The organism is Micromonospora sp. NPDC005806 (assembly GCF_042871425.1).
Lineage (GTDB): Bacteria > Actinomycetota > Actinomycetes > Mycobacteriales > Micromonosporaceae > Micromonospora.
In genome coordinates, this window is record NZ_JBIAIL010000038.1 from 39,342 (window position 1) to 52,874 (window position 13,533).

Annotated in this window: 12 protein-coding genes; 5 read left to right on the forward strand and 7 right to left on the reverse strand. The window is 66.4% G+C overall.

Annotation, left to right across the window (positions count from 1 at the left end; all coding sequences use genetic code 11):
* The first annotated feature begins 65 nt into the window (after positions 1-65).
* From ACFYOS_RS29230 to ACFYOS_RS29240, 3 genes are read left to right on the forward strand one after another with little or no spacing between them, the layout of a single operon-like run.
* Positions 66-1,418: an ABC transporter substrate-binding protein gene (locus tag ACFYOS_RS29230; protein WP_387148421.1), complete on the forward strand. Its 1,353-nt coding sequence runs from the start codon at positions 66-68 to the stop codon at positions 1,416-1,418.
* Positions 1,415-2,452 (forward strand): carbohydrate ABC transporter permease, encoded by a 1,038-nt coding sequence (locus ACFYOS_RS29235; protein WP_387148423.1) that lies wholly within the window; start codon positions 1,415-1,417, stop codon positions 2,450-2,452. Before ACFYOS_RS29230 ends, ACFYOS_RS29235 begins: the two co-directional genes overlap by 4 nt.
* A complete protein-coding gene (locus ACFYOS_RS29240; RefSeq protein ID WP_387148425.1) occupies positions 2,439-3,317 on the forward strand; it encodes a carbohydrate ABC transporter permease in 879 nt (292 codons plus the stop codon). The genes ACFYOS_RS29235 and ACFYOS_RS29240 overlap by 14 nt, the downstream gene beginning before the upstream one ends.
* Positions 3,318-3,402: 85 nt before the next feature.
* Here the strand turns inward: ACFYOS_RS29240 and ACFYOS_RS29245 are convergent, their stop codons facing one another.
* Entirely contained in the window at positions 3,403-4,401 is a 999-nt protein-coding gene (locus tag ACFYOS_RS29245) for an acyltransferase domain-containing protein (RefSeq protein ID WP_387148427.1), read from the reverse strand.
* Positions 4,402-5,543: 1,142 nt separating this feature from the next.
* On the opposite strand from ACFYOS_RS29245, the gene ACFYOS_RS29250 reads away from it, so the two are divergent.
* Entirely contained in the window at positions 5,544-5,936 is a 393-nt protein-coding gene (locus ACFYOS_RS29250) for a hypothetical protein (protein ID WP_387148429.1), read from the forward strand.
* Positions 5,937-6,027: 91 nt separating this feature from the next.
* Here ACFYOS_RS29250 and ACFYOS_RS29255 read toward each other — a convergent pair whose 3' ends face one another.
* From ACFYOS_RS29255 to ACFYOS_RS29280, 6 genes are read right to left on the reverse strand one after another with little or no spacing between them, the layout of a single operon-like run.
* Positions 6,028-7,434, reverse strand: coding sequence for an FAD-binding oxidoreductase (locus ACFYOS_RS29255; RefSeq protein ID WP_387148431.1), 1,407 nt, complete (start codon positions 7,432-7,434; stop codon positions 6,028-6,030).
* A gap of 6 nt (positions 7,435-7,440) precedes the next feature.
* On the reverse strand, positions 7,441-9,039 hold the full coding sequence (locus ACFYOS_RS29260; protein ID WP_387148433.1) for a thiamine pyrophosphate-binding protein: 1,599 nt from the start codon (positions 9,037-9,039) through the stop codon (positions 7,441-7,443).
* On the reverse strand, positions 9,032-9,994 hold the full coding sequence (gene speB, locus ACFYOS_RS29265; RefSeq protein WP_387148434.1) for an agmatinase: 963 nt from the start codon (positions 9,992-9,994) through the stop codon (positions 9,032-9,034). The genes ACFYOS_RS29260 and speB overlap by 8 nt, the downstream gene beginning before the upstream one ends.
* 4 nt (positions 9,995-9,998) lie before the next feature.
* Positions 9,999-10,760: an amino acid ABC transporter ATP-binding protein gene (locus ACFYOS_RS29270; protein ID WP_387148436.1), complete on the reverse strand. Its 762-nt coding sequence runs from the start codon at positions 10,758-10,760 to the stop codon at positions 9,999-10,001.
* Complete coding sequence (locus ACFYOS_RS29275) at positions 10,760-11,662, reverse strand: amino acid ABC transporter permease (RefSeq protein ID WP_387148438.1); 903 nt, start codon at positions 11,660-11,662, stop codon at positions 10,760-10,762. Before ACFYOS_RS29275 ends, ACFYOS_RS29270 begins: the two co-directional genes overlap by 1 nt.
* Positions 11,663-11,668: 6 nt before the next feature.
* Positions 11,669-12,427 carry an ABC transporter substrate-binding protein gene (locus ACFYOS_RS29280; RefSeq protein ID WP_387148440.1) on the reverse strand — a complete coding sequence of 253 codons (759 nt, stop codon included), beginning with the start codon at positions 12,425-12,427 and terminating at the stop codon, positions 11,669-11,671.
* Positions 12,428-12,726: 299 nt separating this feature from the next.
* Between ACFYOS_RS29280 and ACFYOS_RS29285 the strand changes: the two genes are divergently transcribed.
* Complete coding sequence (locus ACFYOS_RS29285; RefSeq protein ID WP_387148442.1) at positions 12,727-13,314, forward strand: helix-turn-helix domain-containing protein; 588 nt, start codon at positions 12,727-12,729, stop codon at positions 13,312-13,314.
* The last annotated feature ends 219 nt before the right edge of the window (positions 13,315-13,533 follow it).

Below are 13,533 nucleotides of genomic sequence, written 5' to 3' on the forward strand. Positions count from 1 at the left end.
GCAAATATCGATTCCATCTTCGGAATGCTGAAGGCCGATGATCGGAGGTCTCAGTGTCTACACACATGAACCAGCCCGGCGGCCTGCCTCGCCGAGGTTTCCTCCAGTTAGCAGGCCTCGCCGGTCTGGGTTCCACTTTGGCTGCCTGCGGGCTCGGGGAGGAAGACAAGGGGTCCGGCGGAGGCAACCTCAACTTCTGGCTCACCCCCAACGCCTCGCCGGAGGCGATGAAGCAGTTCACCGACCAGATGGCTGCAGGTTTTCAGCGAACCTCGAAGGGTGCCACGGTCACGAGCCTCGTCATCCCGTGGGAGAACGCGCTGACGAAGTACACCGCCGGGTTCTCGGGTGGCAATCCGCCTGACGTCACCTACCAGATCATCCCGTGGATGAACAAGTGGCGCTCCACGGGAGTGCTCGCCGACTTCAAGCAGATGGCGAGCAAGGAGGAACTCGCTGCGCTCACAGACGGGCAGCCCGAGTCCTATCTCAAGGCTGCTACTGGTGACAAGGGGGAGCTGTTCGCCGTCCCCTTCACCCAGGGGTTCCAGCCCCTGGCCATGAACCTCGCGGTCTGGGAAAAGGCGGGCAAGCCCCCACTGCCGACCACCCTCGAGGAAATGATCCCGTTCGCGGAGGCGATGACCTTCGACAAGAAGGGCCGCAACCTGAAGGACCCTGGATTCGACAAGAACAACGTCGAGCACTACGGCATGTCGTGGCCCGCACTGCCCACCTTCGAGGACAACTGGGTGTGGCAGTACTTCTGGGCCTACGGGAGCGACTACGTCAACGGGTCCAAGGACGACATCGGCTTCAACAACCCTGAGGGCCGCGAGGCACTCGAGGTCATGAAACGGCTGGTCACCTCCGGCGCCACCACCCCACCCAGCCTGTTCGCCGACACAGCACGATGGGACGCCGCCACGGTGTCCGGCAAGACCGGCATGCAGTGGATGCCCCCGCTCAGTGCGGCCACGTGCAAGCAGTTCCCGCAGGCGAGGATGAAGGTCATCGACCTGCCCTCCGGCCCGGCAGGCAAGGCCATCGTCGCCGGCTGCGGCTACTACGCGATGGCGGCCAAGAGCAAGAACCCCGAGCTGACCTACCAGTTCGCCAAGTACCTGCTGGACCCCAAGCAAGCCGACGTCTACATCCGCATGATCCTGGGCCTGCCCACGCGCCCGGTTCAGGGCAACTACTACGCCGAGCCTCTCGCCGACCCGCGGATGAACACCTTCCTCAACGAGGCGGCGTCCTACGGCAAGCACGCCCGCGCGACGCTCATCTTGCCCTACCAGCCCCAGGAGTACCTGCTCGGCAAGATCAACGACTACCTGTTCGGGCGGCAGTCGCTCGAAGCGATGATCTCCGAGGCCTCCAAAGGAATTCGGCAGATGGCAAAGTCGGCCAAGTGAAGCAGGTGTCCTCGCAACCCGACCACGTACGTCTCGCTGTGCATCCAACGCACCAGCGCGGCGACGTGCGCCGCGAGCACCGGGTGGGCGGGGGGCCACCAGTCGGGCTCGCGTCCGACAGCCTGCGCGTGCCTCCCCGCCGGGGAGGCACGCGCAGGTGGTGGGTGGATCTCACCTCGGCAGTGCCGTTCCTCCTCGGGAAGACGGTGCTCTTCGGCGCCTTCATGCTGTTCCCGTTCGTCTATACCGTCTACCTGACGTTCCAACGTGGCTCGCTGCTGAGCGGCCTCCGGTTCGCCGGTCTGGACAATTACCGGGCGGTGGCTGAGGACCCGCTGTTCCGACAGACGCTGTGGAGCACGTTCCTCTTCATGGCGGTGCTGATCCCGCTGACCCTGATCGTCACGATCGCGGTCGGGCTGCTGCTGTCCAGCTCCGTTCGTGGCATGTCGGTTTACCGCTCGTTGATCTACATGCCATCGCTGCTGTCGATCGTCGTGGCCGGGCTCATCTGGAAGATGCTGATCGACAGCGAGACCGGACCACTGGAGCGATTCGCCTCGGGCGTACTGCGTTTGCGGATTCCTTGGTTGACAGACGGCAACACTGCCATCGTCTTCCTCTCAATCGTCACGTTGTGGACCTCGGCAGGTTTCTACTCGCTGATCTTCATGTCTGCGTTCAACAACGTCTCGGAAGATCTCCTCGATGCGGCGAGGGTCGACGGGGCCAGCGGGTGGCAGATCCTGACCCGCATCAAGCTGCCGCTGATCAAGCCGGTCATGCAGGTCGTCCTGGTCCTGGTGACCATCAACGCCGTGCAGGTGTTCGACCTGGTCTACGTCATCACCCAGGGCGGTCCGGGCACGGCCACGTATACCGCGATGTGGTACATCTACCAGAACGCCTTCAATGGAGGCAGCGTGCCGTATGCCGCGACGATGAGCATGGTCCTGCTGCTGGTGACCGCGATCATCGCCGCCATCTTTGTCGGCCGCGGACGCGGTGAGGAAGCGGACGATGGCCATGCGTGAGCTGACCGGTAACGTCACCAGGCCGCCTGCGGCAAGGCCTGGAGCAGGACGTCTGCGCCGACGTCTGCGAGTCGCCTCGGTGCACGCCGCCGCGATCATCGCCTCCGCTGTTTTCGCCGGCCCCGTTCTTCTGATCGTGCTTGCGTCGCTGCACAACTCCGTCTACGCCGACTACTCCCTGACCGTCGCCGACTGGACCCTGTCGAACTACCGGCGTCTGTTCTCGAACGCGGTTTTCGTCCGCTGGATTCTCAACAGTGTCTGGGTGGCTGCGGCGGTGACTGGGCTCACGGTGGCGGTGGACATGCTGGCCGCGTACGCCTTCGCCAAGATCCGATTTGCCGGTCGGGACATCTCCTTCAGAGTCATGCTGGCGACGATGATGCTGCCGTTCTCGGCAACGCTGGTGCCGGTGTATCTGCTGGCGTCAGATCTCGGGATGGTCGACCACTACACCGGACTCATCATTCCGGCTGCGGCGGGTCCGTTCGGTGTCTACCTCCTGCGCCAATTCGTGGCCGGTATCCCGGACTCACTGATAGAGGCGGCCCGCATCGACGGTGCCAACCACTGGTGGATCTTCCGGCAGGTCGTGGTGCCGCTGTGCAAGCAGCCGATGGCGGTGCTGGCCATCTTCACGTTTGTGGCCAACTGGAACTCGTTCCTCTGGCCGCTGCTGATGGCTCAGTCCGAGCACATGATGACCCTGCCCGTTGGCATCGCCACGACGAACACGCAGTTCACCCAGAACATCTCACTGATCACCGCCGGAGCCGTGATCAGCCTCCTCCCGATGGCCCTGCTCTTCGCGGTCTTCCAACGCCAGTTTGTCGGCGGTGTCCTGGCCGGCGCGGTCAAGTCCTGATCCGCCGCGATCATCAGGCGCTTGCCGTCGTCGCATCCCGGCTGAGGGGCCGCGATCCCCCTGCCCCACCATACTCAGGGGTTCCTCACCACACGAGCCATCCTGTCCGGAACATCCATGTGCGTCCGGCACGAATGTGGCCGATCACCGCTCGCTGCAGGGTGGTGGTCGACGGAAGAGCGTCCAGGCCGGACAGCGGTCGTTTGAAGATGAACTCCACCATGGTGGCGTTGTCGTTGCTTTCCCTCGGCGGGATGAGGTGGAAGCGTCGTTGGAACCTAAGGATGTTCGAGTCTGGCGAGAGGTACTCCTGCAACTGTTCGTCGAGCAGCCAACTGACACAGGTAGCGAAGCAGTGGTCTTCGTCGGGAAAGTGCCGGGCGAAGAAGCCACGCGCTCTGTGCAAGGCGTCTTCCACCAGGTCGGGAGAGAGAGACCCCTCCGGGATGTGCAGGCCGAGTGCGTGATCGCCGCGCCGCGGCGCCGCGGAGACGCCGGGTCGGCGTTCCGCGTCGAACCAGATCCGTTGCCGCTCGAAGTGCAAACCCCCGAGTGAGTAGACCGCGCCGCGGAAGTGGAAGGTCAGCCAGTCCTGTGTATGGAGGCCTCCCTCGCCGTAGATAGCACGGTAGTTGGCCATCTGCACGCCCAACGTGGACAAGACTCGCCACGAAAGGTCGTCCGGGATTCCCCGCTCCAAGTGATATCGGCGCACGTCTGCCACGGTTGAGAGGAAAACCCAAACATAAAAGTACCGGGCCGCCGGCCCGAGTTCCCGCGATAGGACAGGCCACGGATCCAGCGCCCCACCCGTTCCCATCCGATTGACGAGCAGGCTGTGACAGCGGTCGAGCAGCCACCATAGAGCAGGCTGCTTGTTCAAGGACGGACGTGTCGCGATGATCTCGCTTCGATCGACCTCGGCCACGCCGAGCCGAGCGAGCAGATCGTCCGTCTCGGCGGGCGCAGGCAGGCAGACGGCAGCGCTGGCTTGGACCTCAGCGAGTCGCTCAAGCGCCGGCCGCACATCGGGCGGGAGTCGCAAGGCGTTGGCGATCTGGGCGACCTCGTGGACATGGTTCAAGGTGAGCCTCCATCTCGCTCCAGCCCCGAACGTGTTGCCCCGACCATGGTCCCGCCAAGCCCAAGCCGGCGGGAGCGGCTGGCGCCATCACCTGTGAATTCGCGTGCGAGAGGGGACAGCGTCATGCCGGTCAGCAAGAGCATGAGGACTGTGGCTGGAAGCTTGATCGGGTGGCTACTCTTTCCGAATGCCGGGGATATCAACGAAATACCGTGGAAAAACGATTCTGGCAGCCTTGAGCGCGGAGAATCAAGACCCCGGTGCAGGCTCGCTGACTGGGGAGAGGTGTCGATGGTGTCGCCCGAACGCATCTCGATGACATCCCCACCGCGGGCCTGGGTCAGGCCGCACCCTCGGTGACGTACAGGGCGCTCCCCGACTGCCCGGCTGTGCCAGAACATTGCAGGCGCTCGGGGCGATCCCTTCGTGAATGATGCCAGCGGGCTCCAGACGACAGCCGGTACCGGCCAGGCGGGGAGCAGCGAAGGGTGACCACTTCGGTGTTCTCTGGGAGGTCACGGCGACCCGCTCGTCGGCATCATCGCAAGTCAGAGCACTCTGCTCCGTCGAGCCGCGGTGAGCACTTCGGACGCGGCGACCACTTTGCCAACCTGCTCCCGATCTGCACCCACATGCAAGGCCAAGCCTTGCAGCGGCTCCTTACCGCTTTGACCTGTGGATACTCCCCTGCCAGGCGACATAGAGCGCCCTCGACTGCTGCTCAGATGCGGCTGAGCACTCCGTGTCAAACCAGGACGCTGCACCGCCTTTGAGCTGCGGAAACGTTGAGCCGCAGGTGAGCGGGTGTGCCGTTGGGCGCAGTTGGGCGCCGTTCTATGCAGTTCAGCGCCATTCAGCGCGCCACGTTGCTCCCAACCCGCTCCCCCGCCATCCACCGGCAGGCCGTACGGCGGGCGGCGACGCCAGGTTGGGCCATCGGCCGTCGAAGCCTCCGCGCCCGGATGCCACGTCGCCCATGCGTTCGTCAATGAGCAGCGTCAGACTCTGGCCGCTTCGTGCAGGGGGTAATTCCGCCGGTAGGCAAGGTCCGTCTGCCCGTCAACGGGAGCAGGGCTAGGCGCGATTTGGCACTCGTCAGGCGATCTCCGCCCGCCAGGGTGATCTTTGAGTAAATTTCGGGAGTGGACGGCGATTCGAACACTCGGCTTGAGCGCATTCTCGGCGTACCGCTCGTGCAGGATGCGGTACGCCAGTTGCTGCAGTCCGGCGAGCTGATCCGGGGACGGGCGCGAATTGCGGAAGTGGAGTCGCGCTTCGTCGGGCTGCGGCTCGGCGTCGGCATGCGGCACTCCTGCGGAGACACCTTGGTCGTCGAGTGGAGCAACGATTATGGTGACGGCCGGATCTACCGCAACGTCTCGATTGCCGAGCTGCGCAATGGCGAGGCGATCCGGGTGACCGACTACTGGGGCGAGCCGTTCACCGTGCCCGAGTGGCGGCAAGCGCTAGGCGAGAAACTGGACCTGCGAGGCAGTGGCGTGTGGCCAACATCCGACGACCTGACCGTCAGCTGACGCCGGTTCCGGCTGCCAAATGTGTCGGACTCGTTCCGATCTGCGGAGACGGTCATCGGAGAAAGTAGCCGGAGTCATCGTCACGGGGGCATCACGCCTTTCGGCTAAGACTCTCGCCCATGCTCAGGACTTTGCCGGGGTTGAGAATGTTGAGCGGGTCGAGCGCTTGCTTGATGGACCGGTGAGCCGCGAGCGATACCTCCCCCAGCTCCGCCTCGAGCCACGAGCGTTTGAGCAGCCCCACGCCGTGTTCTCCGGTGATGGTTCCGCCGAGGTCGAGACCGAGCCGCATGATCGCGCCGAACGCGTCCAGGGCCCGAGCCGTCATCTCTTCGTCGGCGGGATCGAAGACGACTGCGGGGTGCATGTTGCCGTCGCCAGCGTGGCCGGCGCAGGTAACCAGTACGTCGTGCTGTTGGCCGATCCGCGCCACCCCGCGCAACAGATCCGCGAGCCGGGAGCGCGGGACACACACATCATCGACGAGGTCGGCGCCGACCGACTCGTGCGCCGGCCCGACCAGCCGGCGCGCCTCAATCAGAAGCTCTCCCTCGGCGGGATTCTCCGCGACGACGACCTCGCCCGCACCCAGCCGCCAGCAAACCTCCGCGAACGCATCGAGGTCCGCGGCGGCCCGATGCTCGTCGTCGGACTGGGCGATGAGGACCGCCTCGGTCTCCGGGGGAAACCCAAGCTTCCCGTACGCCGAGACCATCCTGATGGTCGGTCCGTCCATCAACTCGAGCAGTGATGGCCGTACGCCGCTGCTCAGGTACTCGTTGACCGCGGTGCATGCCGCTCCGACGTCGGTGAAGATCGCGGCCGCGGTCAACGGCATGTTCGCCTGCGGCCTGAGGCTCAGCGTCACCTCGGTGACCACTCCGAGCGTCCCCTCTGAGCCGACGAACAGGTGAGTGAGGTCGTACCCGGCCACTCCCTTCGCGGTCGCCCGGCCGGTGCGCAGCACCGAGCCTTCCGCGAGGACGGCTTCCAGGCCGCGTACCCAGTCCCCGGTCACGCCGTACTTCACGCAGCACAGCCCGCCGGCGTTGGTTGCGACGTTGCCGCCGATCGTCGAGCTCTCCCATGACGCCGGATCCGGCGGGTAGTACAGGCCCTTCTCGGCAACCGCAGCCGAGAGCGCCGCGTTGACGACGCCGGGCTGCACCACGGCGATCTGCTCAGCCGAGTCGATCGTCAAGATCTGGTTCATCCGTTCGAGGCTGAGCAGCAGGCAGCCGTCGACGGCGTTCGCGCCACCGGCCAGTCCGGTGCGCGCGCCCTGCGGCACGACCGGAACGCGGTGCTGCGAGGCGAGGCGCAGGACGGTGGACACCTCGGCGGTGGAGCGGGCCCGCACCATTGCCGCCGCAGTGCCGGCGGGACAGAAGCGGGCCGCGTCCGTCGAGTACGTGCGCAACACGTCCGGATCGGTCAGGACGGTCCCGGGTCCGAGTTCGGTGACGAGTTGTGCCAGCACGGCGTCGACATCGCCCACGGGGACCTACCCGACCTGGTGGTAGATGACGGTGGGGCGATCGGCGATGAATGCCTGCGATGCCAGTCGAGCGATGTCGTCGGCGGTGGTGGCGACGACGCCGTGGGCGCCGATCGCCCGCGCCAGGGCGGGGATGTCGGGCCGGTACAGGTCGACCGCCTGGGGAGTGATGTCGCGCTCGACCATCTGCTCGCGGATCTCGGCGTAGCCGCCGTTGTCGACGATCACGATCGGTAGGGCCAGCCGCTGCTCGGTCGCGGTGATGAGTTCCTGGATGCTGAACATCGCCGCGCCGTCACCGAAAAGGCCGATGATCGGGCGGGCAGGGGCTGCCAGCTTTGCCCCGATCGCCGCTGGCAGTCCGTATCCGAGAGTTGCATAGCCGGTCGGGTAGAGCAACCTGTTGGCGGGCGTGAAGGGCCAGTGGTGCACGGTGCCGTAGTAGGTGACCTGCGAGCTGTCCCCCGCCACCACCGTATCGGCCGGTAGGGCAGCGGCGAGCGCGCGTTGGATGGGCTTCCACGGTCCCGCGTCGCGGTCCGCCTCGGCGGCGATCGCCTCCCGGTGCGCCTGCAGCGGCTCGACTGGTCGTGGTCCGATCCCCTTGTCCCGCAATACCTCCAACATCTCGCGGAGGACTGCGGAGGCGTCGCCGACGATGGCCAGATCGGCTTGGACGTTCTTGTGCATCTGGGTCGGGTCGAGGTCGATCCGGATGACCTTCCGCTCCCCGTTGACGCCCGGCCTCAGCCGCCCGCCCCAGAGGTCCGCGTCACCGACCTCGCTGCCGACGATGAGCAGCACGTCGGCCTCGTCCGCCACGTCCCGCGCGGCCTTCAGCCGTACGGCGGCACCGAGCGCCGCCGGGTGCCTCTCGTCGAGTACGCCCTTGCCGTTGACCGTGGTGAGAACCGGGATGCCGTACTCCGCGAGGGCGCGAATCTCGCTGGCTGCCCGGCGTGCGCCGCCACCGGCGAGGACGACGGGGCGGGTCGCAGCGGCGATCGCGACGGCGATGGCCTCGATCGCGGCGCGACCGGGCCGCACGGAGCCCGGCACGCTCCGCACCGGGGCAGGCCGGCGGGTCCACTCGCCCTCCAGCACGTCGACGGGAACCTCGAGGTGGATCGGGCGCGGACGACCGGTGGCGAACTGCTCGAAGATCGCCGCGACGACCTCGGGGATCTCGTCGGCGTGCTCGACGCGGATGCTGCGCGCGCATACCGCGTCGAGCGCGGCCTGCTGATTCTTGACCTCGTGCAGCCAGCCGACGTCGGCACCCACCGTGCCTCGGGGCGGTCCGGGCGAGACGGCCAGGGTCGGCACCGAGTCGGCGTACGAGGTCGCCAGCGCGGTGATGGCGTTGGTGATCCCCGGACCTGAGGTGGTGATGAACACTCCCGGGCGCCCGCTGACCCTGGCGTAACCGTCTGCGGCGTAGCCAGCGCCCTGTTCATGCCGGGTGACCACATGCCGGATGCCAGAAGCCGGCAGGTAGCGGTAGAGCTCGAGGTTGTGGGTGCCGGGGATGCCGAACACATCGCGGACGCCGTGTGCGACAAGCGAATCGATGACGGCAGCGCCGCCGGTCACCCGGTCAGACATCGGTGCCTCGCCGGCCGGCGGCCATCGCGCTGATCAGCTCGTACGCCGCGTGCGCGGCGGCGATGCCGGTGATCTCCGCATGGTCGTACGCGGGGGCCACCTCGACGACGTCGGCGCCGACGAGGTTGAGCTCGCCGAAGGCGCGCAGGATGTTGAGCAGTTCCCGGCTGGTCAGGCCCCCAGCCTCGGGTGTGCCGGTGCCGGGGGCGAATGCCGGGTCGAGGACGTCGATGTCGAGCGAGACGTAGGTCGGCCGGTCCCCCACCCGCGCCTTGATGCGGTCGACCGCACCGCGCCAGCCGAGGTCGTCCATGTCGTGCGAGCCGATGACCTGAAAGCCGAGCACGCCGTCGTCGCTGAGGTCCTTGCGAGAGTAGAGCGGACCACGGATGCCGACGTGCATGCTGCCCGTCCGGTCGATGAGGCCCTCTTCGCTGGCGCGCCTGAACGGCGTGCCGTGGGTAACCGGCGCACCGAAGTAGGTGTCCCACGTGTCGAGGTGGGCGTCGAAATGCACGACCGCCACCGGCCCGTGCAGCTCGTGCACGACCCGCAGCAGCGGCAGGGCGATGGTGTGGTCGCCGCCGATGGTCATCAGCTTGGCGCCGGTGCCGACGATCGCCCTCGTGCCCTCGTCGATCTGGCGGATCGCCTCCGCGATGTCGAAGGGGTTGCAGGCGATGTCGCCCGCGTCCGCGACCTGCTGTACGGCGAACGGTTCGATGTCCTGGACCGGGTTGTAGTCGCGCAGCAGCTTGGACGCGGCCCGCACATGCCCGGGTCCGAACCGCGCGCCGGGGCGGTAGCTGACGCCGGAGTCGAAAGGGACGCCGACGACAGCGACATCCGCCCGGTCGACCTCATCCATCCTGGGCAGCCGCGCGAAGGTGGACGGGCCGCCGTACCGGGGGGTGACGGTGGCGTCGACCGGTCCGCGATGCTGGGTGAAGGTCATCTGTTCACAGCACTTTCGAGAGAAACGCCTGGGTACGGCGGTGTTGGGGATTGCCGAGAACCTCACCGGGGCTGCCTTGTTCGACGATGACGCCGTCGTCGATGAAGATCGCCCGATCGCAGACCTCCCGGGCGAACCCGATCTCGTGGGTGACAACGATCATGGTCATCCCGTCGGCGGCGAGGTTTTTCATCACGTCGAGCACCTCGCCAACGAGTTCGGGATCGAGCGCCGACGTCGGCTCGTCGAAGAGCATCAGCCGCGGTTTCATCGCCAGGGCGCGGGCAATGGCCACCCGCTGCTGTTGGCCTCCGGAAAGTTCACCGGGGTAAGCGGCGGCGCGCTCGGCCAGGCCAACCCGGTCGAGCAGTTCGAGGGCGTACGACCGGGCGCCCTCCTTGCTCTCGCCCTTGACGTAGATGGGGGCTTCCATGACGTTTTCCAGCGCCGTGCGGTGGGGGAAAAGGTTGAACCGCTGGAACACCATGCCCACATCCCGCCGGGCCGCCGCCACCTCGCGCGGTCGCAGTTCGTACTTCTTCCCGCCGTGCCGCCGATAGCCTACAAGCTGGCCGTTCACGCTGATCTCACCTCCGTCGATGGACTCGAGGTGGTTGATGCAGCGTAGGAAGGTGCTCTTGCCCGATCCGGACGGCCCGAGCAGCGATACGACCTCGCCGGCGGCGACCGACAGATCTATGCCCTTGAGCACCTCGTTGTCGCCGTAGGACTTGCGCACACTGCGTGCCTCGACCATGGCGGTCATCAGCGGCCTCCGATCGCGAGTCGGATGCGTTTGCGGGCGACGGCCCCCATGCCCCGGCTCATCCGCCGCTCGATTCGCGTTTGCAGGAAGGTGAGCACGGTGGTGAGCACGAGGTACCAGATGCTCGCGACGATGAGTAGCGGGATCTGCTGGAAGTTGCGACCGTAGATCAGCTGAGCGGTCGTCATCAACTCGGGAAGCCCGATGACCAGGACGAGCGAGGTCAGCTTGAGCATCGAGATCGTCTCGTTCGCGGTCGGCGGGACGATCAGCCGGGCCGCCTGCGGCAGCACCACTCGACGATAGTTGACCCAGGGGCTCATGCCCAGGGCGTGAGCCGCCTCGGTCTGCCCACGGTCCACGGAGCCGATTCCGGCCCGGACGATCTCAGCCATGTACGCCGCCTCGTTCAGGCCGAGCCCGAGAATCGCGGCGGTGAACTGCGTGATCAACGTGTTGGTGGGGACGCTGGCGAACGAGGGCCCGAAGGGGATGCCGATGCTGATCTGCGGGAGGACGGTCCCGAGGAAGAACCAGAAGAGCAGTTGTACGAGGATCGGCGTGCCTCGGAACAGCCAAACGTACCCGGCGCACACCGCGCGCAGCAACGGGTTGTGGGACAGCCGCATGATGGCGAGCGCCGTGCCGAGGACCACGCCGACGAGCATCGCGACGATGGTCAGCTCAAGGGTCAACAGCAAGCCGCGCAGAATCGACCTCTCGAACAGGTAGCCGACCACCAGGTCAAGGTGGAGCTTGGGCGAGGTCGCGACGAAGTGGACGAGCATCGCGGCGAGGACGGCGAGGATCGCGGCCGCGACCCACCGACCGGGGTGGCGCAGCCGGACGATGGGCTCGTCCGCGTGGCCCGCCCCGGTCGGGGTGATGGTCTCGCTGGTCATCGCCGGTCACTGCCCGGTGTTGATCGGCGCACCCTTGATTGCCTGGTCCTGGAGGTTCCACTTGGCCAGGAGAGTGTCGTAGGTACCCGAGTCGATCACCTTCTTGAGCGCGGCCTGCACAGCGTCGCGCAGCTTGGGGTTGTTCTTCGGCACGGGGATGCCGACCGGCAGCGTGCCGAAGGGCTTCGCGTCCACCTGGAACGCCTCGGGCGAGGTCTTGACGTTGTAGGCCAGCGTCAGGTCCAGAGCGACCACGGCGTCGGCGCGGCCAGACTGCAGTGCCTGGACGGCGCTGGCCTGGTCGGGGAAGGGTTGCTTGTTCACCGCAGGCTTGCCCGCGGCGGTGCATTCCTTGGTGATGTCGTCGACGGACAGGTCGCCGGTCGAACTCTTCTCGACCGCGGCCGTTTTGCCACACAGGTCGAGCTTGTCCTTGAGCCCCTTCGGGTTGCCCTTGGCGACCATGAAGGTGACGCCGGAATTGAGGTAGTCGACGAAGTCCACGGTCTCCTGGCGCGCCTTCTTGTCGATCATGCTCGTGAGGGCCAGGTCGTAGCGGCCGGCGTTGAGGCCGCCGATGATGCCGTCGAAGTTCGTGTTCTGGAAGTCGAACTTCACCCCGAGCACCTGGCCGAGAGCCGCGCCCAAGTCGGCGTCGAAGCCGATGACGGTCTTGTTGTCGCTGTCGAAGAACTCCATCGGCGGGAAGCTCACCCCTGACGCGACGCGCACCGTTCCGGCGGACTTGATCGCGTCCGGAAGCATCGCGGCGATGGCGTCGTCCTTGGCCAGCGTCGTAGCCGTGGCGGATGACGCCCCGCCGTTCGTTGGAGCGGAGGCGGGGCTGGCCGCGTCCGGGGCGGCGCAACCGGAGACGGCGGTCGCTGTGGCGAGAGCGCCAGCGAGTACGAGTTGACGAAGCCGCATGATGATCTCCAACGTTGGGGGTTTCATGGGAGACAACAAAGGTTGCTAAGAAGCATCGGGGGCGAGATCATGTGATGTCAAGGGATCGGACTGAGAATGGCCATCTCCCGATCAGGAGTTGTGGAGGAATTACCCGCATGCGACCGCTGCCGGTGTCACCGACGAACAACGAGGTCCGCATCGGCGCGAAGCTGCGCGCCGCTCGCAAGGCACACGGGTTCACGCTCGACCAGCTCGCCGCGGCCGCCGGTCTGACCAAGGGCTTCCTCAGCCGGGTGGAGCGGGACGAGACGTCGCCCAGCGTGGCGTCGCTGATCACGCTCTGCGAAGTGATGAGCCTCGACGTCGGCTCGCTCTTCACCGCCTCTGATGCCACGCTGGTACGTCGGGAAACAGCGCCCGCGATCAATCTCGGCGGTACCGGGGTCAGCGAGCGACTCATGACCCCACGACGAGAGCCCAGGCTCCAGCTCATTCATACGGTCGCGGAGCCGGGCGGCACCGGTGGTACGGATTTCTACACGATCAACTGCCAGCTGGAGGTGGTTTACGTGCTCACGGGCGCGGTCGACATCGTCTTCACCGATCGACGCCAGAGACTCGCGGCCGGAGACGCCCTGACCTTCGCCGCCAACGAGCCGCACACGTGGATCAACACCAGCCAGACCCGCAGCGCCGAATTGATCTGGGTGCTGGTGCCCGCCCCTTGGAGCGGCAGCGCCTAATGTCCTGAGCTCGACGACGCTGACCAGCAGACGATCAAGACAGCGCGGAAGACGCTCACCGCCTGCGCCATCAAGCTGGACCGCTAGCGCGCCGCCCTCAACAGCGGCGCCGACCCCACCGTCGTCAGCCGGTCTCCCGATACTGGACGGGGAGTCCAGAGCCCGCCGCCTGGGGATCAGTCTTCACGGGTCGCGGGGTCTGATGCGTTGCCCGTGTCC

Coding starts and splice junctions, on each gene's coding strand:
- ACFYOS_RS29230 (WP_387148421.1), top strand. CDS start 66: ATGAACCAGCCCGGCGGCCTGCCTCGCCGAGGTTTCCTCCAGTTAGCA.
- ACFYOS_RS29240 (WP_387148425.1), top strand. CDS start 2,439: ATGGCCATGCGTGAGCTGACCGGTAACGTCACCAGGCCGCCTGCGGCA.
- ACFYOS_RS29260 (WP_387148433.1), bottom strand. CDS start 9,039: ATGTCTGACCGGGTGACCGGCGGCGCTGCCGTCATCGATTCGCTTGTC.
- speB (WP_387148434.1), bottom strand. CDS start 9,994: ATGACCTTCACCCAGCATCGCGGACCGGTCGACGCCACCGTCACCCCC.
- ACFYOS_RS29270 (WP_387148436.1), bottom strand. CDS start 10,760: ATGACCGCCATGGTCGAGGCACGCAGTGTGCGCAAGTCCTACGGCGAC.
- ACFYOS_RS29275 (WP_387148438.1), bottom strand. CDS start 11,662: ATGACCAGCGAGACCATCACCCCGACCGGGGCGGGCCACGCGGACGAG.
- ACFYOS_RS29280 (WP_387148440.1), bottom strand. CDS start 12,427: ATGCTTCCGGACGCGATCAAGTCCGCCGGAACGGTGCGCGTCGCGTCA.
- ACFYOS_RS29285 (WP_387148442.1), top strand. CDS start 12,727: ATGCGACCGCTGCCGGTGTCACCGACGAACAACGAGGTCCGCATCGGC.